The sequence below is a fragment of the Paraburkholderia sediminicola genome, from assembly GCF_046026895.1.
GTDB lineage: Bacteria > Pseudomonadota > Gammaproteobacteria > Burkholderiales > Burkholderiaceae > Paraburkholderia > Paraburkholderia sediminicola_C.
Genome location: NZ_JAQQEU010000026.1, coordinates 52746 through 77436 on the forward strand (window position 1 = coordinate 52746; position 24691 = coordinate 77436).

The 24691-nt window shown below is 63.3% G+C and carries 24 protein-coding genes and 1 pseudogene; 15 read left to right on the forward strand and 10 right to left on the reverse strand.

All coding sequences use genetic code 11. The annotated features are described in order from the left end of the window. Positions 1–5: 5 nt before the first annotated feature. From purN to PQR02_RS19410, 3 genes and pseudogenes are all read left to right on the forward strand, one after another. The gene (gene purN / locus PQR02_RS19400) at positions 6–659 is read left to right on the forward strand and encodes a phosphoribosylglycinamide formyltransferase (RefSeq protein ID WP_408234297.1); all 654 of its coding nucleotides are present in this window, start codon (positions 6–8) and stop codon (positions 657–659) included. Further along, entirely contained in the window at positions 656–1915 is a 1260-nt protein-coding gene (locus PQR02_RS19405; protein ID WP_408234299.1) for an RsmB/NOP family class I SAM-dependent RNA methyltransferase, read from the forward strand. The genes purN and PQR02_RS19405 overlap by 4 nt, the downstream gene beginning before the upstream one ends. 70 nt (positions 1916–1985) lie before the next feature. After that, positions 1986–3339 (forward strand): annotated as a pseudogene (locus PQR02_RS19410) (mechanosensitive ion channel family protein). Here the strand turns inward: PQR02_RS19410 and PQR02_RS19415 are convergent. Then, positions 3318–3464 carry a hypothetical protein gene (locus PQR02_RS19415; protein ID WP_408234302.1) on the reverse strand — a complete coding sequence of 49 codons (147 nt, stop codon included), beginning with the start codon at positions 3462–3464 and terminating at the stop codon, positions 3318–3320. The pseudogene PQR02_RS19410 and the gene PQR02_RS19415 overlap by 22 nt on opposite strands. Positions 3465–3542: 78 nt before the next feature. On the opposite strand from PQR02_RS19415, the gene PQR02_RS19420 reads away from it, so the two are divergent. The 3 genes from PQR02_RS19420 to nadC all read left to right on the forward strand — a co-directional run bounded on the left by PQR02_RS19420 (position 3543) and on the right by nadC (position 6920). Further along, entirely contained in the window at positions 3543–4739 is a 1197-nt protein-coding gene (locus tag PQR02_RS19420) for a DesA family fatty acid desaturase (RefSeq protein ID WP_408234305.1), read from the forward strand. A 130-nt stretch (positions 4740–4869) separates the two neighbouring features. Continuing rightward, positions 4870–6009, forward strand: a complete 1140-nt coding sequence (nadA, locus tag PQR02_RS19425; RefSeq protein WP_408234308.1) for a quinolinate synthase NadA — start codon at positions 4870–4872, stop codon at positions 6007–6009. Next, a complete protein-coding gene (gene nadC / locus PQR02_RS19430; RefSeq protein WP_408234311.1) occupies positions 6009–6920 on the forward strand; it encodes a carboxylating nicotinate-nucleotide diphosphorylase in 912 nt (303 codons plus the stop codon). Before nadA ends, nadC begins: the two co-directional genes overlap by 1 nt. 89 nt (positions 6921–7009) lie before the next feature. Here nadC and nadB read toward each other — a convergent pair whose 3' ends face one another. The 4 genes from nadB to radC form a co-directional block, all read right to left on the reverse strand. Then, complete coding sequence (nadB, locus tag PQR02_RS19435) at positions 7010–8608, reverse strand: L-aspartate oxidase (protein ID WP_408234314.1); 1599 nt, start codon at positions 8606–8608, stop codon at positions 7010–7012. Between the two features lie 241 nt (positions 8609–8849). Further along, complete coding sequence (rpmG, locus tag PQR02_RS19440; protein ID WP_006050116.1) at positions 8850–9017, reverse strand: 50S ribosomal protein L33; 168 nt, start codon at positions 9015–9017, stop codon at positions 8850–8852. A 10-nt stretch (positions 9018–9027) separates the two neighbouring features. Then, positions 9028–9261 (reverse strand): 50S ribosomal protein L28, encoded by a 234-nt coding sequence (gene rpmB / locus PQR02_RS19445; RefSeq protein WP_007180631.1) that lies wholly within the window; start codon positions 9259–9261, stop codon positions 9028–9030. A gap of 240 nt (positions 9262–9501) precedes the next feature. Continuing rightward, the gene (radC, locus tag PQR02_RS19450; RefSeq protein WP_408234318.1) at positions 9502–10290 is read right to left on the reverse strand and encodes a RadC family protein; all 789 of its coding nucleotides are present in this window, start codon (positions 10288–10290) and stop codon (positions 9502–9504) included. A 211-nt stretch (positions 10291–10501) separates the two neighbouring features. Here radC and PQR02_RS19455 point away from each other — a divergent pair, with 211 nt between their 5' ends. The 7 genes from PQR02_RS19455 to PQR02_RS19485 all read left to right on the forward strand — a co-directional run bounded on the left by PQR02_RS19455 (position 10502) and on the right by PQR02_RS19485 (position 17644). Further along, a complete protein-coding gene (locus tag PQR02_RS19455; RefSeq protein WP_408234321.1) occupies positions 10502–10957 on the forward strand; it encodes an FKBP-type peptidyl-prolyl cis-trans isomerase in 456 nt (151 codons plus the stop codon). Positions 10958–10959: 2 nt separating this feature from the next. Then, positions 10960–11919, forward strand: coding sequence for a 4-hydroxy-3-methylbut-2-enyl diphosphate reductase (gene ispH / locus PQR02_RS19460; protein ID WP_149675422.1), 960 nt, complete (start codon positions 10960–10962; stop codon positions 11917–11919). 541 nt (positions 11920–12460) lie between these two features. Then, complete coding sequence (locus PQR02_RS19465) at positions 12461–13660, forward strand: branched-chain amino acid ABC transporter substrate-binding protein (RefSeq protein ID WP_408234326.1); 1200 nt, start codon at positions 12461–12463, stop codon at positions 13658–13660. Positions 13661–13888: 228 nt separating this feature from the next. Further along, positions 13889–14839: a branched-chain amino acid ABC transporter permease gene (locus PQR02_RS19470; RefSeq protein ID WP_408234329.1), complete on the forward strand. Its 951-nt coding sequence runs from the start codon at positions 13889–13891 to the stop codon at positions 14837–14839. Between the two features lie 26 nt (positions 14840–14865). After that, entirely contained in the window at positions 14866–16035 is a 1170-nt protein-coding gene (locus tag PQR02_RS19475; protein WP_408234332.1) for an ABC transporter permease subunit, read from the forward strand. Positions 16036–16115: 80 nt separating this feature from the next. Beyond that, positions 16116–16928 carry an ABC transporter ATP-binding protein gene (locus PQR02_RS19480; RefSeq protein ID WP_408234335.1) on the forward strand — a complete coding sequence of 271 codons (813 nt, stop codon included), beginning with the start codon at positions 16116–16118 and terminating at the stop codon, positions 16926–16928. Beyond that, complete coding sequence (locus PQR02_RS19485; protein ID WP_408234338.1) at positions 16928–17644, forward strand: ABC transporter ATP-binding protein; 717 nt, start codon at positions 16928–16930, stop codon at positions 17642–17644. The genes PQR02_RS19480 and PQR02_RS19485 overlap by 1 nt, the downstream gene beginning before the upstream one ends. 113 nt (positions 17645–17757) lie before the next feature. On the opposite strand, the gene PQR02_RS19490 is transcribed toward PQR02_RS19485, so the two are convergent. From PQR02_RS19490 to PQR02_RS19500, 3 genes are all read right to left on the reverse strand, one after another. Continuing rightward, positions 17758–18231 (reverse strand): GNAT family acetyltransferase, encoded by a 474-nt coding sequence (locus PQR02_RS19490; RefSeq protein ID WP_408234341.1) that lies wholly within the window; start codon positions 18229–18231, stop codon positions 17758–17760. A gap of 18 nt (positions 18232–18249) precedes the next feature. Continuing rightward, positions 18250–19434 carry an acetylornithine transaminase gene (locus PQR02_RS19495; protein ID WP_408234344.1) on the reverse strand — a complete coding sequence of 395 codons (1185 nt, stop codon included), beginning with the start codon at positions 19432–19434 and terminating at the stop codon, positions 18250–18252. A 369-nt stretch (positions 19435–19803) separates the two neighbouring features. After that, positions 19804–20835 carry a CDP-6-deoxy-delta-3,4-glucoseen reductase gene (locus PQR02_RS19500; protein ID WP_408234347.1) on the reverse strand — a complete coding sequence of 344 codons (1032 nt, stop codon included), beginning with the start codon at positions 20833–20835 and terminating at the stop codon, positions 19804–19806. A gap of 94 nt (positions 20836–20929) precedes the next feature. Here PQR02_RS19500 and PQR02_RS19505 point away from each other — a divergent pair, with 94 nt between their 5' ends. Further along, on the forward strand, positions 20930–21991 hold the full coding sequence (locus PQR02_RS19505) for a Rossmann-fold NAD(P)-binding domain-containing protein (RefSeq protein WP_408234350.1): 1062 nt from the start codon (positions 20930–20932) through the stop codon (positions 21989–21991). A gap of 218 nt (positions 21992–22209) precedes the next feature. Here the strand turns inward: PQR02_RS19505 and PQR02_RS19510 are convergent, their stop codons facing one another. Together PQR02_RS19510 and PQR02_RS19515 are read right to left on the reverse strand one after the other, a co-directional pair. Further along, on the reverse strand, positions 22210–22398 hold the full coding sequence (locus PQR02_RS19510; protein WP_408234353.1) for a hypothetical protein: 189 nt from the start codon (positions 22396–22398) through the stop codon (positions 22210–22212). Between the two features lie 167 nt (positions 22399–22565). Beyond that, positions 22566–23276 carry a pseudouridine synthase gene (locus tag PQR02_RS19515; RefSeq protein WP_408234356.1) on the reverse strand — a complete coding sequence of 237 codons (711 nt, stop codon included), beginning with the start codon at positions 23274–23276 and terminating at the stop codon, positions 22566–22568. A gap of 94 nt (positions 23277–23370) precedes the next feature. Here PQR02_RS19515 and PQR02_RS19520 point away from each other — a divergent pair, with 94 nt between their 5' ends. After that, entirely contained in the window at positions 23371–24624 is a 1254-nt protein-coding gene (locus PQR02_RS19520) for an MFS transporter (protein WP_408234359.1), read from the forward strand. Positions 24625–24691: the final 67 nt, after the last annotated feature.

Consider the following 24691-nt stretch of genomic DNA (forward strand, 5'->3'; position numbering starts at 1 on the left):
CGCCCATGAAAAAACTCGTCATCCTGATTTCGGGGCGGGGAAGCAACATGGAAGCCATTGTCCGGGCCTGTTCGGACGAAGGCTGGCCGGCGCGAGTCGCCGCCGTGATTGCCAACCGCCCTGACGCCGCGGGCCTTGCGTTCGCGGCGTCGCATGGCATTGCCACTGCGGTGGTCGACCACCGCCAGTTTTCCGACCGCGACAGCTTCGACGCCGCGCTCGCAAAAGAAATCGACGGTTTTGCGCCGGACCTGGTGGTGCTCGCCGGCTTCATGCGAGTGCTCACGGCCGGCTTCGTCGACCGTTACGCCGGGCGCATGCTGAACGTGCATCCGTCGCTGTTGCCGAGCTTTCCGGGTCTCAAAACCCACCAGCAGGCGCTCGACGCGGGCGTGCGGCTGCACGGCGCGTCGGTGCATTTTGTCACGTCGCAGCTGGATCACGGGCCGATCGTCGCGCAGGCGGCCGTCCCCGTCGAAACGGGCGACACCCCCGCCATGCTCGCCGAACGCGTGCTGGCAACCGAACACATCATTTATCCACGCGCGGTACGCTGGTTCGTCGAAGGGCGTCTTGCGCTCGACGGCCTGCGTGTCACGCTTACGCCGCCAGAGCCGCAATGGCTCTTTGCCGGTCACACCGCCGGAGAGGGCGCATGAGATTGCATGGTTTTCTGATTGGACAAACCGAGACTTTGCTGGCTGAAGTCCTGAGGCTCAACGGCCCCGCCGACGCCACCACCAGCCGGTTCTTCCGCGCGCATCCGAAGCTCGGCCACGGCGAGCGCGGCGTGATCGCCGAGGCGGTCTTCGCGGTGCTGCGCCGCCGGATGGAATTCGCCCACCTCGCGGAAAGCGGCGCGGGCAGCCCGGCGCGGCGCATGGCCTTGCTGGGCCTGATGCAGACGGCGGGGCGCTCGGCGCTCAAGCCGTTCGTATCGGACGCGGAGTCGAAGTGGCTCGAACATGTCGCGATGATCGACCCGGACAGCCTGCCGCTGCGGATTCGCCTGAATCTGCCCGACTGGATCTATCAGGCGCTGAGCAAGCGTTTCGAAGCCGCGGAACTGGCGCAGCTGGCCGCCGCGCTGAACTACCCGGCGCCGCTGGATCTGCGCGCGAACCCGATCAAGGCGAGCCGCGACGACGTGCTGAACGCGCTGTCGAAAGCCGGCATCGAGGCCGGCGCGACGCCGTTCGCGCCGTTCGGCGTGCGCGTGGTCGGCAAGCCGCCGCTCACCAAGCTCGACGCGTTCCAGCACGGCTGGCTCGAAGTGCAGGACGAGGGCAGCCAGTTGCTGTGCTCGCTGGTCGCGCCCAAACGCGGCGAGATGATCGTCGATTTCTGCGCGGGCGCGGGCGGCAAGACGCTGGCGCTGGGCGCGGCGATGCGCTCCACCGGGCGTCTGTATGCGTTCGACATCTCCGAGCGGCGTCTGGCCAAGCTCAAGCCGCGCCTCGCGCGCAGCGGGCTGTCGAACGTGAATCCGGTGTTGATCGACAGCGAGCACGACGCGAAGATCAAGCGCCTCGCAGGCAAGATCGACCGCGTGCTGGTCGACGCGCCGTGTAGCGGCTTGGGCACGCTGCGCCGCAATCCCGATCTGAAGTGGCGCCAGTCGCCGGAATCGGTCGCCGAGCTGGCGCCGAAGCAGGCGTCGATTCTGGCGAGCTCGGCACGTTTGGTGAAAAAGGGCGGCCGGCTGGTCTACGCCACCTGCTCGATTCTCGACGCCGAAAACGAAGCAGTGGTGCAGCAGTTCCTCGCCAATCATCCGGATTTCGCGCTGGTGCCCGCACGCGACGTGCTGGCCGAGCAGCGCATCGACCTGGAGATGGGCGACTACCTGTCGCTGTGGCCGCACCGTCACGCGACCGACGGCTTCTTCGCCGCCGTGCTGGAACGCCAGAGCTAAGCGCAATGGGCTTTGACCGGCACGCCGGGTTCGTTGACGAACCCGGCGTGCCGATGATTCCGGCGACATCATGGAAAACCGCATTTTCTCTCGCATGTTCGGCGACCTCGCGCGCGACTTCGGCCAGCCCGTGATGCTATGGCAGGCCGGCATCCTGCTCGCGATGCTCGCCCTCGCGTGGCTGCTCGCGCGTCTGTTGCGCCGCACGCAGGAACAGCGCCGGCAGTCGCGCTACCAGACCCTGCAGTTCGGCGCGGAAAGCCTGAACCGCGCGGCCTTCCCGCTGACCGGCGCGGCGCTGGTGTGGCTCGCCCGGGCGATCACCCGCCAGTTCATGCACACCTCGCTGCTCGATCTGGCGCTGGTGCCGCTGTTCGGCATCGGCCTGATCTACATCGTATTTTTCTTCGCGCGACGGGTCTTCAGCCGGGACGGCGAGATCCATCCGTGGCTGTTCCTCGTCGAGAAGGTCGTCTCGGCGGTCGTCTGGCTCGGCATGGTGCTCACCGTGATGGGCATTCAGGACGACGTGATCGCGTGGATGGGCAGCGTCCATTTCCGGATCGCCAATGCGCACATGACTCTGCTCTCGCTCATCACGGGGCTGCTGTGGGTGGGCGTCACGATGATCGTCGCAATGGGCTCGGCTCCGCGTTCGAAGACCGCCTGATGCGCGCGAAAACGCTCGACGCGAACCTGAGAGTGGTGGTGGCGCGGGTCGGGCGGGCGGCCTTCGTGCTGGCGGCCGTGTTGATCAGCCTGTCGCTGGTCGGCATCGACATCACGGTGCTGGGTGTGTACGGCGGCGCGCTGGGCGTGGGGCTGGGCTTCGGCATGCAGAAGATCGCCAGCAACTACGTGTCGGGATTCATCATCCTGCTCGACCGGTCGCTGCGTATCGGCGACACGATCAACGTGAGCGGCCTGCAAGGTAGGGTCACGCAGATCCGCACCCGCTATACGGTCGTGCGTGGATTGGACGCATCGAGACGCTGATTCCGAACGAAAAGCTGATTACGGATGTGGTGCAGAACCAGTCGTCATATTTGACGCGCGGCTATGCGAAGGTGGTCGTGCAGGTCGCGTACGCGTCCGACGTCGAGCAGGCGATGGAGTTGCTGGCCCGCGCCGCCGAGGGCGTGCCGCGGGTGCTGCGCGAGCCGGCGCCGACGCCTTATCTGGCGAGCTTCGGCTCGGACGGCATCAATCTCGAGCTGGGCTTCTGGATCGAGGACGCGGCAACCGGGACTTCAGGCGTGCGCTCGACCGTGAACCGTAATATCTGGCGCCTGTTCTCAGAACACGGCATCTCGATTCCGTTCGCGCAACGCGAAGTGCGAATCGTCGGTAACGCGGCCGATGCGACGTTGATGCCGGTAACAATGACCGCTCCGGCGGCCAATCAGGCGGCCAGCGCCCGCTGAGTGGGCATGACGAGCCTGTCGGCAAGCTGGTATTTAGCGCCGGCGGGTTCGATGCGCTTGATACCGCACAAAAAATCCCTATTTGTTACAAACACTTGGAACGCTTCAAGTAGAATATCGTCCAATCCCGCTGTATGCTTTCACTTTATTGACACGCGCCTTTTGCGTGTGCCTCGTATCTCTTGTTCCACAGGTAAATTGCCTTGTTGAATTCCTTGCTTGATTTCCTTGCCCACGGCCTGCTGCACTTTTCGTGGTGGCAACTCGTCGTGTACACGCTGCTCGCGACGCACATTACGATTATCGGGGTAACGGTCTATCTGCACCGCTGCCAGGCGCACCGCGCGCTGGAGCTGCACCCGATCGCCAGTCATTTTTTCCGCTTCTGGCTGTGGATGACCACCGGTATGCTGACCGGCCAGTGGGCCGCGATTCACCGCAAGCACCACGCCAAGTGCGAAACCGAAGAGGATCCGCACAGCCCGCAGACGCGCGGCATCTGGAAGGTGTTGCTCGAAGGCGCGGAACTGTATCGCACCGAAGCAAAGAACGAAGAAACGATGCGCAAATTCAGTCACGGCACGCCGAACGACTGGATGGAGCGCAACGTGTACACCAAATACCCGATTCTCGGCGTAAGCCTGATGATGGTGCTGAACGTCGCGCTGTTCGGCGTGGTCGGTCTGACGATCTGGGCCGTGCAGATGGTGTGGATTCCGTTCTGGGCCGCGGGTGTGGTCAACGGCCTCGCGCACTTCTGGGGCTATCGCAACTTCAATTCGTCGGATGCGAGCACCAACATTTTCCCGTGGGGCATCATCATCGGCGGTGAAGAGCTGCATAACAATCACCACACGTATGCCACGTCGGCCAAGCTGTCGAACAAGTGGTACGAGTTCGACATCGGCTGGATGTACATCCGCATCATGTCGGCATTCCGTCTGGCCAAGGTGAAGAAGGTCGCGCCTACGCCGCGTCTGACCACCGGCAAGCTGGTGCTCGATCAGGACACGCTGCAAGCCGTGCTGGCGAACCGCTATGAAGTGATGGCCCGCTACGGTAAGGCGCTTAAGCGCGCGTATCGTCAGGAACTCGCGCATGTGAAGGAAGTCGGCGCGCGCGAGAAGTATCAGGTCATGCGCGGTGCCCGCAGCTGGTTCCATAAGGAAGAAGCGGGGCTTGACGAGCCGCAGAAGCGTCTGCTGCCGCAGATTTTCGCGAACAGCCAGAAGCTCAAGACCTACATCGACATGCGCAATGAACTCGCGGCAATGTGGGAGCGCTCCAATGCGTCGCGCGACCAGTTGCTGATCCAGTTGCAGGACTGGTGTCATCGCGCTGAGCAAAGCGGTATCAAAGCGCTGCAGGACTTTGCGATGCGACTGCGCCGTTATGCTTGATCGCGAAATCCATTAAAATTTCGTTACGTCACAAAACCCCGCGTTGGCGGGGTTTTGCTTTTTGGGCCGCGGAAATTGCAACGACACGAGATTGACGGTCGGCGGCGGCAGAGCGAAGGCAGAGGAGATCATGGATCAGCAGGCGATCAGGACGGTCGAATATGACCGGCCGCTAGCGCAGGGCACGACCTGCGGGATCGGGCAGGCGTGGGCAAAGGTGCCCGACATGCCATCGGCGAAAGAGAAAGTGGCGCTCAAGGCGCGCATCCGTGCATTGCTTGAGCGCGAAAAGGCTGTGCTCGTCGCGCACTATTATGTCGACGCGGAGTTGCAGGAGCTTGCCGATGAGACCGGCGGCTGCGTAGCCGATTCCCTCGAGATGGCGCGCTTCGGACGCGATCACGCGGCGCAGACGCTCGTGGTGGCCGGTGTGCGCTTCATGGGCGAGACCGCGAAAATCCTCAGTCCGGACAAGCGGATTCTGATGCCGGACCTCGATGCGACCTGTTCGCTCGACCTTGGCTGCCCGGTGGACGAATTTTCCGCGTTCTGTGACGCGCATCCGGATCGCACGGTGGTCGTGTATGCGAACACCAGCGCGGCGGTCAAGGCGCGCGCGGACTGGATGGTGACGTCGTCGATCGGGCTGGAGATCGTCGCCGACCTGCACGCGCGCGGCGAAAAGATCATCTGGGCGCCGGACCGGCATCTCGGCAGCTACATCCAGAGCAAGACCGGCGCGGACATGTTGCTCTGGCAGGGCTCGTGTCTCGTGCATGACGAATTCAAAGGGATCGAACTCGATCTGCTGCGTGCCGAATATCCGGGCGCCAAAGTGCTCGTGCATCCGGAATCGCCGGCCAACGTGGTCGCGCAAGCGGATGTGGTGGGTTCGACCACTCAGCTCATCGACGCCGCGCAAAAACTCGACGCCACGCATTTCATCGTCGCGACCGACCTCGGCATTCTGCACAAGATGCAACTCGCGGCGCCGGGCAAGACGCTGATCGCCGCGCCGACGGCCGGCAACAGCGCGACCTGCAAGAGTTGCGCGCATTGCCCGTGGATGGCGATGAACGGTCTCGCGAATCTGGCGGACGTGCTCGAGCGCGGCCACAACGAAATATTCGTCGATCGGTCGATCGGCGAGCGGGCGCGTTTGCCGATCGACCGCATGCTGGATTTTGCCGCGCGTCACAAGAAGCGTGTGCAGGCAAGCGGCGATCTTGCGCGCGACGCGCAACTGTATTCGAACGTGGGGGCAGCGTAATGGGAGCCGTTCAGGAAGCGGTTGCGCGCAATCAGACCGAGGCGGTGTCGCCGCTGTTCGCTGAGATTCACGCGCAGTACGGCGCGGCTTTCGACGCGGCGCTGGCGCGCAATGTCGCCGACGCGCTGGCCGAAGATATCGGCACGGGCGATCAGACCGGCCGCCTTGTTCCCGCCGACGACGTGCGCAATGCACGCATCATTGTTCGTGAGGACGCGGTGCTATGCGGCGTACCGTGGTTCAACGCGGTGCTGCGCGAGGTCGATCCGCGAATCGACGTGCAGTGGCTCTACCGTGAAGGTGACCGGATGGCCGCGGATGCGCCGGTGTGCGAACTGCGCGGCCCGGCTCGCGCGTTGCTCACAGCGGAGCGCAATGCGCTGAACTTCCTGCAACTGCTGTCGGGCGTGGCGAGCGCAACGCGCCGCTATGTCGACGCGATCGCCCACACGCGCACGCGCGTTCTCGACACGCGCAAGACTTTGCCTGGCTTGCGGCTCGCGCAGAAGTACGCGGTGCGCGTGGGCGGCGGGGCGAATCAGCGGCTCGCGTTGTACGACGGCATTCTCATCAAGGAAAACCATATCGCCGCCGCAGGCGGTGTGGGTGCGGCGATGGACGCGGCGCTCGCATTGAATGCGGGCGTCTCGATCCAGATCGAAGTCGAGACGCTCGAGCAATTGAAGACCGCGCTGGCGCATCGCGCGCAATCCATTCTGCTGGACAACTTCTCATTCGAAGCGATGCGCGACGCGGTCCGCATCACGGCGGGGCGAGCAGTGCTGGAGGTGTCCGGTGGCGTGAACTTCGAGACCGTGCGGACGATCGCCGAGACGGGTGTCGATCGCGTGTCGATCGGCGCGCTGACCAAAGACGTTCGCGCAACGGATTACTCGATGCGGATCGTGTGATACTCGCGCGTTAGCGCGCGCACCTGCTGTTGAGAAAAGTCATCGCCGGATGAATCCGGCGATGACTTTTTCGTTTTAGCGCATCGCCATCACACGTTGCGATTGCGCACGTGTTCCGGCGACAGAACCGTCGGCAGCGCTTTGGGCAAGGTGGCCGGCCAGTCGCGGCTGAAATGCAGACCGCGGCTCTCACGCCGCGCGCGCGCGCCCTCGACGATCAGCGACGCGACGTCCACCAGATTGCGCAGTTCGAGCAGATCGCGGCTGACCTTGAAGTTCGCGTAATACTCGTGAATTTCGTCACGCAGCAACGCCAGCCGATGCTTCGCGCGCGCGAGCCGCTTGTCGGTGCGCACGATGCCCACGTAATTCCACATCAGCCGCCGCAGCTCGTCCCAATTGTGCGCGACCACCACTTCCTCGTCGGGGTCGGAGACGCGGCTTTCGTCCCAGTCAGGCAACGGTGCATGGACTGCCGCGCTGAAACCTTCTTCCTCGATCGCTTGCGCAGCGGAGCGGCCGATCACGAGGCATTCGAGCAGCGAGTTGCTGGCCAGCCGGTTCGCGCCGTGCAGGCCGGTACAGGACGTCTCGCCGACGGCATACAGGCCGGCGAGGTCGGTGCGGCCCGCAAGATCGGTCACGACGCCCCCGCACGTGTAGTGTGCGGCCGGCACGACCGGGATCGGCTCTTTGGTGATGTCGATGCCGAACTCCTCGCAGCGAGCCAGGATCGTCGGGAAGTGCTCGCGCAGAAATTCAGGCGGCTGATGGCTGATGTCGAGGTACACGCAGTCGATGCCGCGTTTCTTGATTTCGAAATCGATCGCACGCGCGACGATATCGCGCGGCGCGAGTTCGGCGCGCTCGTCGTGATGCGGCATGAAACGCGTGCCGTCCGGCAGCTTCAGGACGCCGCCTTCACCGCGCACCGCTTCCGAGATCAGAAACGACTTGGCGTACGGGTGGAACAGGCAGGTCGGATGGAATTGAATGAATTCCATGTTCGACACGCGGCAGCCGGCCCGCCATGCCATCGCGATGCCGTCGCCTGTCGCCGTGTCGGGGTTGGTGGTGTACAGATAAACCTTGCCGGCGCCGCCGGTGGCGAGCACCGTATGCGGCGCTTCGATCGTCACGGTGCGGCCGCTTTGCAGATCGAGCGCGTACAGGCCGTGACAACGGCGGCCGGGCAAACCGAGGCGGTCGGAGGTGATCAGGTCGATCGCGTAGTGATCTTCGAGCAGCGTGATGTTGGGGTGGCGGCGCACGCGTTCGCTGAGCGTGGCGACCACGGCGTGGCCGGTCGCGTCCGCGGCATGAATGATCCGGCGATGGCTATGGCCGCCTTCGCGCGTCAGATGAAAGCCGAGTTCGGCTGCGTCATCCTTGGTGAACGGAACGCCTTGTCCGATCAGCCATTCGATCGCGGCCCGGCCATGCTCGACAATGAAGCGCGTGGCAGCTTCGTCGCACAGGCCGCCGCCGGCAACCAGCGTGTCGCGTACGTGATTTTCGGTGCTGTCCGCCGAATCCAGTACCGCTGCGATGCCGCCTTGGGCCCAGTCGCTCGCGCCTTCAGTCATCGATCGCTTGGCGATCACCGCGACCCGCCGGGACTCCGCAAGATTGAGCGCGACGCTCAGACCAGCCAGACCGCTACCGACAATCGCCACATCGAATTCCATTGCCTACATCTCCGTCTTTCGTTTTGCCGTGACGGCGCGCATTTGCACGCCGCTAAAACGAGAAAGGATACGCGTGGCAGCGGATGAGGGAAAGCTGGCTGAAGGGGATAAGACTGTTTGAGAGGAACGGGAGCGGATAAACGACGCAATGACGCTGCAACGACGCGCCAAACAAAAAAGCCCCGCACGGATGCGAGGCTTTATTGCATGTCTTTTGCCTTCGTCAGGCAGGAACCAAGATTTACTTGATCTTGGTTTCCTTGTAGTCAACGTGCTTACGGACGACCGGATCAAATTTCTTGATCAGCATCTTTTCCGGCATGTTGCGTTTGTTCTTCGTCGTCGTGTAGAAGTGACCCGTGCCTGCGGTCGATTCCAGCTTGATCTTGTCGCGTGCGCCTTTCGCCATGATTTACTCCTTAGGCTTCACCGCGTGCGCGCAGATCTGCGAGCACAGCGTCGATACCGTTCTTGTCGATCAGGCGCAGGCCGGCGTTCGAAACGCGCAGACGCACCCAACGGTTTTCGCTTTCCACCCAAATGCGGCGGTTTTGCAGGTTCGGCAGGAACCGGCGCTTGGTTTTGTTGTTCGCGTGGGAAACGTTGTTGCCGCTCATCGGCGCTTTCCCAGTTACTTGGCATACGCGTGCCATGAGAGCACTCCTAATACGCTAATTCTGAGTTCGAACGCCGTGAAAGTTTCCCGAAAAGAGCCGCGCTTAAGTTCCTGGAACTAAAGTCGCTTGGTCCTTCCCGGAACGCCTTGATGGCTTCGGAACAGGGGGTTGGAAATAGGCAAACCGGAATTATAGCGGAAAAAAAGCCGCAAAATCAAACCTTATTTGCGATGCCGGACACGGCATGTCGCGCGTGCGCCCCTGCTTCGTGCGCAATCATGGCCAGCCGGCGCGCGCGAACGAGTAGACACTGTCGGCTCCGATCACCAGATGGTCGATCAGTTGCACGTCGATCAAAGCCAGCGCATCGCGCAGCGTGTGCGTCAGGCGGCAATCGCTCGCGCTCGGCTGGACGGCGCCGGAAGGGTGATTGTGCGCGACGATCAGACTGGCGGCATTCACGCTCAGCGCGCGCCGCACGATTTCGCGTGGATACACCGCCATGCGCGTGAGCGAGCCTTGTGCGCTTTCCTCGCAGCGGATTAGCCGATGCCTGGCGTCGAGAAAGAGCGACACGAAAACTTCCTGCGGACGGCCGCCGATCAGCAGCCGGAGATAGCTTTCCACGGCTTCGGGCGAGTTCATCAGCGAGCGCTTGCGCATTTTATCGTCTAGCGAGCGGCGTGCCATTTCCATGATCGCAAGCAGTTGCGCCTTTTTCGCCGGCCCGAGGCCGCGGATGCCGTCGAAGTCCGCGTAACTCGCGTCTAGCATCGCGCGCAGCGAGCCGAAGCGGTCGAGCAACGCCCGCGCGACGTCGAACACGTCGTGACCGGGCAGGCCCGAGCCCACCACCAGCACGATCATCTCAGTGTCCGACAGTACGCTGGGCCCGCGTTCGATCAAGCGCTCGCGCGGCATGTCGCTTTTGTGCCATTTGCCGCGCACGAGCGCTGAAGGCCCGCTCAGTGCACTTTCGCCGGCAGCGTCGACGACGCGCGCCCGTGGCCGTGGCGACGGCGCCTGCGAGGGCGCATCGTCAAGTGTGCAGACGTGATCGGTCATATAGATAGAAACCTCCGCTTCGGGTTGGTGGCGCGGGCGGCGCCGCAGCCGTGCCGCTGTGCGCACGACTGACCCACGCCGCCGGCCGCTATGTGGCTTACAATAGACGCTTTGCGCACGGCACCCCGAGGGTCTGCCACACGCGTGAACCGCGGCGTCAACTGCGTCTGCGGCGCACGCGTGGAGCGCGCTTCGACTGAGCGAGCATTGCATGAGCATCATCGACATTTCCGAAGTGAAGCCCGGTTCACATGTGACGCTTCATTACCGGCTTTCCCTTGCCGATGGCGCAGAAGTCATCAACACTTTCAACGACAAGCCGGCCACGCTGCTGCTCGGCGCCGGTCAACTGGCGCCGCCGCTGGAAGATATTTTGCTGGGTTTGAAGGTGGGCCACCATTCGACCTTTCAGCTAACGTCGAGTCAGGCGTTCGGTCCCCGCAATCCGGAGCTGATCCAGCGCGTGTCGCTGGCCACGCTGCGGGAAAACAGCATGATCGGCGAAGATTTTTCGCCAGGTGATCTGGTCGAATTCAACGCCCCGGGCGGCGGGCGCTACGCCGGTGTGCTCAAGGAAGTCGGCGAAACGTCGGCCCTGTTCGATTTCAACCATCCGCTTGCTGGCCAGGCGCTGGCGTTTGAAGTGAAAATCATCGGGATTCTGTAAACATGAGCATCACGGATACGACTCTTGCCGAAGCCGAGATCCTGCTGGCGCAGCCGCGCGGATTTTGTGCCGGCGTCGATCGGGCGATCGAGATCGTCGAGCGGGCCATCAAGCTGCATGGTTCGCCGATCTACGTGCGCCACGAAATCGTCCATAACGCCTATGTGGTCGAAGATCTGCGCAAGAAGGGTGCGATCTTTATCGAACGGCTGGAAGAAGTGCCGGCTGGCAACACGGTCATCTTCAGCGCGCACGGCGTGTCCAAAGCCGTGCGCTCGGAAGCGGAGTCGCGCGGCCTGCGGGTGTACGACGCCACCTGTCCGCTCGTGACCAAGGTGCATATCGAAGTCGCGAAGATGCGCCAGGACGGCTTCGACATCGTGATGATCGGCCACAAGGGCCACCCGGAAGTCGAAGGAACGATGGGGCAGGCGGGCGAGGGTATGCATCTCGTCGAGGACATCGAAGACGTGCAGGCCTTGCAGTTGGCCGATCCGGAGCGCATTGCGTTCGTCACGCAAACCACGTTGTCGGTCGACGACGCGGCCGAAATCATCGGCGCGCTGAAGGCCAAGTACCCGTCCATCCGTGAGCCGAAGAAGCAGGACATCTGCTACGCCACGCAGAACCGCCAGGACGCGGTGAAGTTCATGGCGCCGCAATGCGATGTCGTGATCGTGGTCGGAAGTCCGAATAGTTCGAACTCCAACCGGCTGCGCGAACTGGCCGAAAAGCTCGGCGTGCCGGCCTATATGGTGGATTCGCCCGACCAGATCGATCCGGTCTGGGTCGAGGGCAAGCGCCGCATCGGCGTGACGGCCGGCGCATCCGCGCCGGAGGTGCTGGCGCAGGCGGTGATCGCCCGGTTGCGTGATCTCGGCGTGCGCAATGTGCGCGCGCTCGACGGCATTGAGGAAAACATCGCGTTTCCGCTGCCGCGAGGACTAGGTCTGCCGGCCTGACAATCAGCTGGCCGAGTTGAAAGGAGAGCGCGCCCAAGGGCGCGCTTTTTTACGTCCGCGGCGCGGGCGAGTCCCTTCTAAATAAAGTGCCAGATCGTCAGAGCAAGCGGGTTTAAGTGAGCTGGCGCACAAATTCCTTTGAATTGTGATCCGGCTTTTTATGGGTTTTCAGTGATGCGGCCCCGTTTTAAAAGCCGTTAATCAGCTGCACCGAATTTTGACGCACTAAAATAGTGCGCCGTCCTCGGTATTGCGCAAAAGGTAATACTTATCGCAAAGCGCGCTGTAACAAGCAATTGCCGCAATGGACGGCAACACTTGATGCCATCGGCTTCCGAGGTGGTGCAACTGATGCACGAAAAACAGGCGCAACCAGGTTGCGCCTTTTAACGAATTTAGCTTCAAAAATAAGGTTGCAATGCAGGAAAACCCTGCCGGTTCAACAATATTGCCAGCTGCATAATTGGAGTTACAATGCGCGCGTTCTCAAGGCCTTAAGGTCCCGAACAATGGATTTTGCAAGGCGCAGGAGACCTACTTAATGCGAGTCAAATTTGCTTACGCCGTGTCCATCGCGACAGCGGTTGCGATGTTGACCGCGTGCGGCAAGAAACAGGAAGGCGAGGCGGGAGCGGGTGCATCGGCGGCTGCGGTTGCCGCGGCCCCCGCAAGTGAAGCGACCATTGTGAAGATCGGTCATGCGGCCCCTTTGACGGGCGGCATCGCGCATCTCGGTAAGGACAACGAAAACGGCGCGCGGCTGGCGGTCGAGGAAATCAATGCGCAGGGTTTGACCATCGACGGCCAGAAGATCCAGTTGCAGCTCGACGCGCAAGACGATGCGGCGGACCCGAAAACGGGTACGGCGGTCGCGCAGAAACTGGTCGACGACCACGTGGTCGCGGTGGTCGGGCATCTGAATTCGGGGGTGTCGATTCCGGCTTCGAAGATCTATAGCGATGCGGGCATCGTGCAGATCTCGCCGTCGTCGACCAATCCGGCGTACACGCAGCAGGGTTTCAAGACGACCTACCGGGTCGTCGCCACCGACGCGCAGCAAGGTCCGGCGCTCGCCAATTACGCCACGAAGGCGTTGGGCGCCAAACGCATCGCGATAGTGGACGATGCAACCGCCTACGGCAAGGGCCTCGCGGACGAATTCGCGAAGACCGTCGAGGCGAGCGGAGCGAAGGTCGTCGCGCGGGAGGCGACGAACGACCGGGCCACGGATTTCCGGGCCATCCTCACAAAGATCAAGAGTGTTCAGCCGGACGTGATCATGTTCGGCGGCATGGACGCGACGGGCGGGCCGCTTACGAAGCAGGCGGCGGGGCTCGGTATCAGGGCAAAAATCCTTGGCGGCGACGGTGTGTGTACCGACAAGGTGGGTGAGCTGGCGGGAACCGCCGTGCAAAACCTGGTCTGTTCGGAAGCAGGACTCGCGCTTTCGAAAATGGACCGCGGAGCGGACTTCGAAAAGAAGTACGAGGACCGCTTCCACACGCCGGTGCAGATTTACGCACCGTTCACGTATGACGCTGTGTACGTGATTGTCGATGCAATGAAGCGCGCTAATTCGATCGAGGCGCCCAAGGTGCTGGCTGCGATGCCGTCGACCGACTACAACGGGGTAATCGGTCACATCGCGTTCGACGACAAGGGTGATTTGAAAGAGGGCGCCATTACGCTTTACGACTTCAAGGACGGCAAGAAAGCCGTTCTCGACGTCGTGAAGATGTGATGACGGGATGTTCAGCCTGACGGCACCGAACCACCCAACGGTGCCGTTTTTGCATCCGTCCAAAGGCAAGCCCGCGACCGCATCCCGGTCGTAGAGCGAACCGGCGGCGGATAACCCTTACCGGTCTTTTACATCAGTACCCGCAGTGCCGTTGAGATTCCGTAGCGCATCACCGCCCACCGGCTGATGAAGAACGCGAATCCAGTCGCACGGGCTAAGGAGCATTAAATGGATATCTTCATCCAGCAGATCCTAAACGGACTGGTGCTTGGCAGCGTTTATGCCATCATCGCACTGGGCTATACGATGGTTTACGGCATCCTGGGCATCATCAACTTCGCTCACGGCGATGTGTTGATGGTGGGCGCGATGGTCGCGCTTTCCGCCATAGGCGTGCTGCAGAACCACTTCCCCGGCCTCGGCAACGTGCCGACGCTGATCATCGCGCTGATCATCGCGGCGGTGGTCTGCTCGGTGGTCGGCTACACGATCGAGCGCGTGGCCTACCGGCCGTTGCGTAAAGCACCGCGTCTCGCCCCGCTGATCACCGCGATCGGGGTGTCGATCCTGCTGCAGACCCTCGCGATGATGATCTGGTCGCGCAACCCGCTGCCGTTCCCGCAGCTCTTGCCCACCGACCCGATCAACGTGATCAAGGCCACCGACACGACGCCGGGCGCCGTGATCTCGATGACCGAAATCGTGATCATCGTGGTGGCGTTCCTCGTGATGGGCGGCCTGCTGCTACTCGTGCACAAGACCAAGCTCGGCCGCGCGATGCGTGCGATCGCCGAGAACCCGGGTGTCGCGAGCCTGATGGGCGTGAACCCGAACTTCGTCATTTCGGCGACCTTCATGATCGGCTCGGCGTTGGCCGCCCTGGCCGGCGTGATGATCGCGTCCGAATACGGCAACGCACACTTCTACATGGGCTTCATCCCCGGCCTGAAGGCCTTTACCGCAGCGGTGCTGGGCGGTATCGGCAATCTCGGCGGCGCGATGGTGGGCGGCGTGATCCTCGGCCTGATCGAACAGTTGGGCGCGGGCTACATCGGCAACCTCACGGGTGGTGTTTTCGGCAGTAACTACCAGGACGTGTTCGCCTTCATTGTGCTGATCGTCGTGCTGGTGTTCCGTCCGTCGGGTCTGCTCGGCGAACGCGTTGCGGATCGCGCTTGATCCCGGGCCATAAGGAGTAAACAGACATGACCTCAATTCAACCGATCGAGCCGTCCACGACGCTTATCCCTGAAAAGAACCTGACGAAGACGCTGACCGTCGGCATCATCACGGCGATCTTCGTGATCGCCGCACCGATGATCATCGGCGCGGCCGGCGGCAACTACTGGGTCCGCGTGCTCGACTTCGCGATGCTGTACGTGATGCTCGCGCTGGGCCTGAACGTGGTGGTCGGCTTCGCCGGCCTGCTGGACCTGGGCTACATCGCGTTCTACGCGATCGGCGCCTACACGGCGGCCTTGCTGAGTTCGCCGCACCTCGCGACGCAATTCGCGTGGATCGCGCATCTGGCTCCGAACGGGCTGCATGTGCCCATCTGGATCATCGTGCCGGTCGCGATGTCGTTCGCGGCGTTCTTCGGGATCGTGCTCGGTGCGCCGACCCTGCGTCTGCGTGGCGACTACCTCGCGATCGTGACCTTGGGCTTCGGGGAAATCGTGCGGATCTTCATGAACAACCTCGACCGTCCGGTGAACATCACCAACGGCCCGAAGGGGATCACGGGGATCGATCCGGTGCACGTGGGCGGCTTCAGCCTCGCGCAGACGCACTCGCTGTTGGGCTTCCAGTTCCCGTCGGTGTACTCGTACTACTACCTGTTCGTGCTGTGCGCGCTGTTCGTCATCTGGACCTGTACGCGTTTGCAGCACTCGCGTATCGGCCGCGCGTGGGCCGCTATCCGTGAAGACGAAATCGCCGCCAAGGCGATGGGCATCAACACTCGCAACGTGAAGCTGCTGGCATTCGCGATGGGCGCGTCGTTCGGCGGCCTGTCGGGCGCGATGTTCGGCTCGTTCCAGGGCTTCGTGTCGCCGGAATCGTTCACGTTCTGGGAATCGGTGGTGGTGCTGGCGTGCGTGGTGCTCGGCGGCATGGGCCATATTCCTGGCGTGATCCTCGGCGCGGTGCTGCTCGCGGTGTTCCCGGAATTCCTGCGCTCGACGATGGGGCCGCTGCAGAACATGATCTTCGGCCACGAAATCGTCGATACCGAAGTGATCCGTCAGCTGCTCTACGGTCTCGCGATGGTCGTGATCATGCTGTATCGCTCGGAAGGCCTGTGGCCGTCGCCGAAGCACGAAGACAAGATTGCGAAACTGGCGAAGCGCAGCGGCAAGAAGCCGGTGCGCGCCTAAAAGGCTAGTGCAGGGCCACGGCCCTGCATGGGACCAGAGTAAGCGCTGAAGCGCCAACTCTGGTCGACAGGAGAAATCATATGAGCGATAACGTAAGCAACAACGCGGGCACCGGTTCGGGCAGCGAGCAGATCCGTCTGTCGGTGAAGGGCGTCAACAAGCGCTTCGGTGGCTTGCAGGCGCTGTCCGATGTCGGCCTGCAAATCAAGGCCGGCCAGATCTACGGTCTGATCGGCCCGAACGGCGCCGGCAAGACAACCTTCTTCAACGTGATCACGGGTCTGTACACGCCGGATTCGGGCGAATTCAAGCTCGACGGCGAGAACTACACGCCGACCGCGGTGTATCAGGTGGCGAAGGCGGGCATTGCGCGCACGTTCCAGAACATTCGTCTGTTCGGCGGCATGACCGCGCTGGAGAACGTGATGGTCGGGCGCCATGTGCGCACCAAGCACGGCCTGATCGGCGCGGTGTTCCAGACACCGGCCGAACGCAAGGAAGAACGCGAGATCAAGGAACGCGCGATCGAACTGCTTGAGTACGTCGGCATCGCGCAGTACGCGGACTACACGTCGCGCAATCTGTCATATGGCCACCAACGTCGTCTGGAAATCGCCCGCGCATTGGCGACCGATCCGAAGCTGCTCGCGCTCGACGAGCCTGCGGCCGGCATGAATGCCACCGAGAAGGTCGAGCTGACCAAGCTGCTCGACAAGATCCGCGCGGACGGCAGGACGATCCTGCTGATCGAACACGACGTGAAACTCGTGATGGGTCTGTGCAACCAGATGACGGTGCTCGACTACGGCAAGGTGATTGCGCAAGGTCTGCCTTCAGACGTGCAGAAGGATCCGAAGGTGATCGAAGCTTATCTGGGTGCGGGGGTCCACTAATGGCAACGGCAATGTTGAAAATCAAGGGCCTGCAGGTCAATTACGGCGGCATCCAGGCAGTCAAGGGCATCGACCTCGAAGTCGCGCAGGGGGAGCTGGTCACGCTGATCGGCGCGAACGGCGCGGGCAAGACCACGACGATGAAGGCGATCACCGGTCTGAAGCCGTACTCGGCGGGTGACATCGAGTACATGGGCCAGTCGATCAAGGGCATCCCGGCGCACGAGCTGCTCAAGCGCGGTCTCGCGATGGTGCCGGAAGGGCGCGGCATCTTCGCGCGCATGTCGATCGTCGAGAACATGCAGATGGGCGCGTATCTGCGCACGGACACGGACGCCATCAAGTCGGACGTCGATCGCATGTTCGGCTTCTTCCCGCGTCTGAAGGAACGCGCGTCGCAATACGCGGGCACGCTCTCGGGCGGCGAACAGCAGATGCTGGCGATGGCGCGCGCGATCATCTCGCGCCCGAAACTGCTGCTGCTGGACGAACCGTCGATGGGCCTGTCGCCGATCATGGTCGAGAAGATCTTCGAAGTAGTGCGGGCGATCTCGGGCGAAGGCATGACCGTGCTGCTGGTCGAGCAGAACGCGCGACTCGCACTGCAGGCGGCGAACCGCGGCTACGTGATGGACTCGGGTCTCGTCACGATGTCCGGCGACGCGAAGCAGATGCTGGATGATCCGAAGGTGCGGGCGGCTTATCTGGGTGAATAAGCGGGTGACTGATCCACTTGAGTGAGCCCGGCTGAGTCATTCAGCCGTACCGATGAAAAAAGGCCGCATGCGAGAAATCGCATGCGGCCTTTGCCATTCAGGCGTGCAACCGATCAGGCAGCCGGCGCAGAATCCGCCAATGCGCCAAGCCGCTTGCCAAGACTGATCACCGCATCGGCGCGATACCCGAGCCCTTCGTAGAACGCGCGCAGATCGGCCTTCGCCGACAATATCTGCAGATTCAGCTTCGGACAGCCGCGCTCGGTCAACGCCTGTTCGACATGCGCGACGAGGCGCGTGCCGATCCCATGACGACGCAGCGACGCATCCACCGCGAGCGAGTACATCCAGCCACGGTGGCCGTCGTAGCCGCCCATCACCGTGCCGACGATGCGCTCGTCGAACACCGCGACAAAGAACAGTTCGGGCTGCGTCGCCAGCTTGTTGGCGATCGACAGATGCGGGTTGCGCTGCGGCCTCGTCATGTCCCGGTACTCGGGGAAGGCTTGCTGCCATAGCGCGACCACCGCATCGGTATCGCGCGCGTCGAAGCGGCGGATCGACAGCGTGGCGCCCGTCGTCGTCATCAGCGTGCTCCTGTTCGGTTACAGCGTGTCGAGAATCGAACGCAGCATCGCCATCATCTGGTCGATCTCTTCGTTCGTCACGTTCAACGCCGGCATGAAGCGCAACAGATTCGGACGCGCCGCGTTCAGCAGCAGGCCGTCGGGCTGCATGTCGCGCGCCTTCTCGACGATCCGGGGGCCGGTGTCCTTATCGAGCAGCAGTGCGCGCAGCAGGCCTTCACCGCGTTCACCCTTGAAGCCGCGTTCCTCCGACAGCTCCAGCAGCTTCGAGCGCAGATATTCGCCGCGCGCCCGCACGCCTTCGAGAAAGCCCGGCGCGGTCAGTTGCGAGATCACCGAATAGCCGACCGCGGTCATCAGCGGATTGCCGTTGTAGGTGCCACCCTGATCGCCGGCTTCGAACACCGCAACGTCCGCCTTCGACAACAGCGCCGCGAGCGGCACGCCGCCGCCGATGCCCTTGCCGAGCGTCATGATGTCCGGCTCGATGCCCGACAGCTGATACGCGAACAGCGTGCCCGCACGGCCGCAGCCGCTTTGCACTTCGTCGACGATCAGCAGCAGGTTGTGCTTCTTCGTCAGCGCGCGCAGCTGCTGCATGAATTCGCGCGACGCGGGAATCACGCCGCCTTCGCCTTGAATCGGTTCGAGCATCACGGCGACCGTCTTCGCATTGATGAGCTTCTCCACCGATGCGATGTCGTTCAGATCCGCCTTCGGGAAGCCCGGCACTTGCGGTGCGTAGATCGTGTCCCAGCCCGGCTTGCCGCTGGCCGACATGGTGGCCAGCGTGCGGCCGTGGAAGCTGTGATCGAACGTGATGATTTCGAACGCGCCGTCCTTGAACTTCCTGCCCCACTTGCGCGCGAGCTTGATCGCGCCTTCGTTGGCTTCGGCGCCGCTGTTCGCGAAGAACACCTTGTCGAAGCAGCTGTGTTGCGTGAGCAGACCGGCGAGTTGCGCCATCGGTTCGTTGTAGAACGCGGGCGACGGATTGAGCAGCAGCTTGGCCTGCTTGTTCAGCGCTTCGATCATGCCGTCGTTGCAATGACCGAGACTGTTGACCGCCCAGCCCTGGATGAAGTCGAGATAGCGCTTGCCGTTATTGTCGTAGAGCCACGAGCCCTTGCCGTGCGTGAAAACGATGTCGGGCCGGTTCGTGATGTACATCAGCGACTCGATAGGGTACTCATTGAAATTCATGACGGCGGGCTCCAGGGAACGAGGTGAAAGCAGGTGAAAGTGAATGACGGGCAGGCCGAAGATGAAACTGCGGCCGGGAAAACAAAAAGCCACGGCATGCCGTGGCTTTCATGATTCGAACAGCTTGCGCCCTTGTGCGGCGCGAATCCGTGACGAAGCCAGCGGCGTCCCTATGGGAGCGGCGAGCGGCGACGTCGAAGTTCGGACTGGATGCGGTTCATGCGCGAAAGAATACGACAAGAAAAGCGCCGGTGTAAACCACGAATTTGCAGCGCGGCGCACGAAGGCGGATTTTTACGCTCCCGTCTGCATGCTGACACGTTGTGCGAGAACGGTCTTATCGACGTGTCGACAAAACCGTTCGATTGCTCAAACCGCGTTCGCCAGATCCGCTTCGCTCGTGAACGAGTCCGCGTAGAACTCGTCTTCCGGCAGACCGTGATGCTGGGTGAAATCGCGCTGCGCCGATTCGACCATCACCGGAGCGCCGCACGCATACACCTGGTACGCCGACAGATCGGGCAGGTCCTCGATCACCGCGCGATGCACGAAACCGACGCGGCCTGTCCATGCATCGCTCGGGTCCGGTTCGGACAGCACCGGCACGAACTTGAAGTTCGGAATCTCGCGCGCCCATTGTTCGGCCAGCTCGAGCAGATACAGATCTTTCTTGCGACGCGCGCCCCAGTACAAGGTCATGGGCCGCTCCAGGTTCTTGAACACCGCGTGCTCGACGATCGCCTTCAGCGGCGCGAAGCCCGTGCCCGAAGCGAGCAGCACAATCGGCTTGTCCGAATCTTCACGCAGGAAGAACGTGCCGAGCGGTGCTTCGAAGCGCAGGATGTCGCGCTCTTTCATCGTGTTGAATACGTGATCGGTGAAGGCGCCGCCGGGCATGTGACGGATATGCAATTCGACGGGGCCTTCCGTATGCGGCGCGCTCGCCATCGAATAGCTGCGCCGCTTGCCGTCCTTCAGGATGAATTCGAGGTACTGGCCGGCCAGATATTGCAGACGTTCGTTGGCGGGCAGTTGCAGCTTCACGACGATCACGTCGTCGGCCTTGCGCTCGATTGCGTTCACGCGGCACGGCAGCTTCTTGACCTGGACGTCGCCGACACCAGCCACTTCGCGGATGTCCACTTCGAGATCGGAGCACGCGGTCGCGCAGCACAGCAGCGCCATGCCGCGCGTCCTTTCGTCGTTCGACAAGGCCGACGACGAATGCGCGCGCTGTTCGACCTCGCCGCTCACCACAGTGCCCTTGCACGAACCGCAAGCGCCGTTCTTGCAGCCGTACGGCAGGCCGATGCCCTGGCGCAAGGCGGCGCTCAGTACCGGTTCGTCCTGTTCTACCTGAAACTGCCGGCCGCTTTGCCGGAGCGTGACGTTAAAAGCCATAGAGTGTTCGAAATCGTAAAGTCGGGAATCGTTATCGGACCCGCCGATCAACCGCGCGCTGCCTGCCGCGAGTGACGGCTACAATGCATCCACCATGAAAGCGACACGAAACTTCCGCCGGCCGCGCGTGTTGATCGTAGGATGCGGCGATGTCGGCATGCGCTGCGTGCCCTTGCTGCGGCCGCGCGCGCATATCTTCGCGCTGACCAGTCATGCCGGGCGCAGCGCCGAATTGCGCGCCGCAGGCGTGACGCCGCTGGTCGGCGATCTCGACGTGCGCCGTAGCCTGAAACGGCTCGCGGGCCTGGCTCCTACGGTGCTGCATCTCGCCCCGCCGCAGAAAACCGGCGACGACGACCGTCGCACCCGCGCGTTGCTCGCCACACTGAGCGCGCGCGGCGACGTCGCGCTGCGCGCCGCGGTGACGCCCGCAGTCTCGCTGACCGGGCGATTGCGCCGCGGGTTGCGCTCCGTTCGTGCCTCGTGGGCGCCATCTGAAACAGCCAATATTGTACCCGACGGGGTGCGCCGGCTTGCCGGTTCGCGTGCGTCCGTGCGTCTCGTGTATGCGAGCACGACGGGCGTCTACGGTGATTGCGGCGGTGCGTGGATCGACGAAACGCGCGCAACGCAACCGGCCACCGCGCGCGCCAAACGCCGCGTGTCGGCCGAGCGGCAGTTGCGGCGCGCGACCGCGCGGGGGAGCGTCACGGCGAGCATCGCGCGGATTCCGGGCATCTATGCGGGCAATCGTCTGCCGCTCGCGCGGCTCGAAAAGGGCACACCCGCGCTGATCGACGCCGACGACGTCTACACCAATCACATTCATTCCGACGACCTCGCCGCGATCCTCGTGCGTCTTGCCACGCAAGGCAAACCGGCGCGCGCGATCCACGCGTCCGACGACTCGTCGCTGAAGATGGGGGCGTACTTCGATGCGGTGGCCGATGCATTCGGCCTGCCGCGCGCGCCGCGCATCACGCGCGCGCAAGCCGAGGAGCAGATCAATCCGAGCCTGCTGTCGTTCATGCGCGAATCGAGGCGGCTGGTGAACCGGCGTCTGAAGGATGAGTTGCGCGTGCGGTTGCGGTATCCGAGCGTGACGGACTTTGTGCGTGAGGCTGGCGCGAAGTCGGGACACGAAGCGAAGCGGTGAAGCCGCAGTGTGAAGGGGTGGCGTGAAGCGAAGAAACGAGCGGACGGCGCAAAGGCGGTGAGGGGCGCTGGAAGCGCCACGGCAAGCCTGCCAAAAAATCCCGATAAAAGCCATCCACGAGTCAGGTTGGACCCAGGCACGCACACGCTCAAAACCCGACAAACGCTCGCCACGCCAGGCATCGCCCGGCGCAATTCCATCACGCGTCGCGCTCCGGCTCAGGTCAGCGTCGGCAAAAATTCCAGCAGCACGAAGCACAGAATCCCGCCAATCAAAGCGCCGATCAGGTTCGGATGATATTTGTGCCGCAGCCGCATCACGATCAGCAGTCCGGCGACCAGCAGCAGTGCGAGACATGTGAAAGCAATCGTCACCTGCGACATCGCGATAGTGTCGTCGATATGCATGGCGCCCCTCCTTGTAACTCTTTGTAGTCGTTTGTTTAGACGAGTATAGGGCGGCGTGTAAGGAAGAGCATGCTGCGGCGCAGCGCCCGCACGCGCGCTTTGCACCACTTATCCGTCAGCGCGCAGGCTTTCCCTGCTGGATCAAGACCTTGAGAAAAGCTAGCGGTTTACCCGCTCCGTAGAGAACCGAGGTCGGTTTCGTCGAGCCATTGCCATGCGCCGGGCGCAAGCGTCGCAGGCAACGCGAGTCCGCCGATCCGCTCGCGATGCAGCGCCTCGCAACGGTTGCCGGCCGCCGCGATCATCCGCTTGACCTGGTGGTACTTGCCTTCCATCACGGTAAGCGCGAGTGTGTGAGCGTCGCGTGCTTCGGCGTCGACCGCGGCGATCGGCCTGGTCTCGCCGTGCAGCAAAACGCCGCCGCGCAGCGCGCTCAATTGCGCGTCGTCGAGCGGGTGACGCGTGGTGGCGACGTACAGCTTCGGCACCTTGCGTTTCGGCGACGTGAACAGGTGCACGAATTTGCCGTCGTCGGAGAGCAGCAGCAGGCCGGTCGTGTCCTGGTCGAGACGGCCGACGCATTGCACGCCGCGCTCGGCGAACTGCGGCGGCAGCAGGCTGAACACGCTCGGATGGTGTTGCGGCTCGCGCGAACACTCGTAGCCGGCGGGCTTGTTCAGCAGCAGATACGCGTGCTCGCGATACGGCCAGACGACCCCGTCCACGCTGAAGTGCAGGCTGTCACCGTGGGTCGGGAAATCGGCGTCGGGGTCGGTGCAGACAGCGCCGCCGATGCTCACGCGAGCGTCGCCGATCAGCGCACGGCATTGACGGCGCGAGCCGAAACCTTGGGTGAAAAGGATGCTTTCGAGATTCATGGCGAGCGAAGAATAACACCGCAAGAACCGGAGCGCCGCGCGGCGCGGGACGGACGACGATGGTCTCCCCAAGTCCCGCCGCAGGAGTTCATCCATGCATGCCCCGTCCTCGACATCGTCCGCGTTGCGTTTGCCGGCCGCGTTCCAGCGGCTCGCCTGGTCGAATCTGGCAGCGCAATCCGCCGAGCAGATCAGCCTCGCCGCCGCGCCGCTCGTCGCGGTGTTCGCGCTCGGCGCCGATGCGCACGGCACCGGCCTGTTGCAAACCGCGCAGACGCTGCCGTTCCTGCTGCTGTCGATGCCGCTCGGCGTATGGGCCGACCGCCGTTCGCGCCGCCTGCTGATGACGCTCGCCGAAAGCGTGCGCGTGTTCGCGATGCTGTGCGTGCTGCTGCTCGTGATGACGCATGCGTTGAGTCTGCCGCTACTCGCCGCGCTTGGCTTCATCGCGGCGACCGGGACGGTGGCCTACAACGTCGCGGCGCCTTCGCTGGTGCCATCGATGGTGCCGCGCGAAGCCTATGCGAGCGCGAACGGCCGGCTTGAACTCGCGCGCAGTGTCGCGTATTCGGCGGGGCCGGCGTTGGGCGGCCTGCTGGTCGGCTGGATCGGCGCGGGGTGGGCCTACGGTTGCGCGGCGGCGTTGTCGGCGCTGGCCGTCACGTTGCTGGCCGGACTGCGCGAACCGCCGCGCGCCGCCGCGCCCGCGCGTCACTTCATGCTGGAACTGCGCGACGGCACGCGCTTCGTGCTGCGCGACGCACTGCTGCGGCCGATGCTCGCGACCGCCGTGTTCTTCAACCTCGGTTTCTTCATCCTGCAAGCGGTGTACGTGCCGTACGCGGTGCATCGGTTGGGGCTGAGCGCGTCGGCGGTCGGCGTGACGCTCGGCGCTTACGGCGTCGGCATGGTATGCGGCGCGCTCGCCGCGCCCGCCATCGCGCGACGCCTCGCGTTCGGCCGTGTGCTGATCATCGGGCCGTCGTGCGGTTTGCTCGCCTCGCACGTGATGGTGGCGACGCTCGTTGCGCCGTCGTTCTGGCTCGCGACGGCGAGCTTCTTCCTGCTCGGCGCCGGCCCGATTCTGTGGGTGGTCGGCTCCACCACGCTGCGCCAGGCGATCACGCCCGAGGGGATGATGGGCCGGGTGTCGGCGCTCATCAGCACGGCCACCTACGGTGCGCGGCCAGTCGGCGCGTTGCGCGGCGCGCTTCTCAGCGCGCGCTGGAACGTCGACGCGTGCCTCATCGCGGCGGCGGCGGCTTTTCTCGTGCAGGCGCTGATCATCTTCATGTCGCCGGCGGCGCGGCTCGCGCGCATTCCCGAGCCGGCTGCCGCAGCCTGCTGATGTGAAAACGCATTTTCATCGCGCGGTGTTAGGGTGGCGGAGCCGGCGTTTTCAGCACGACGCGGAT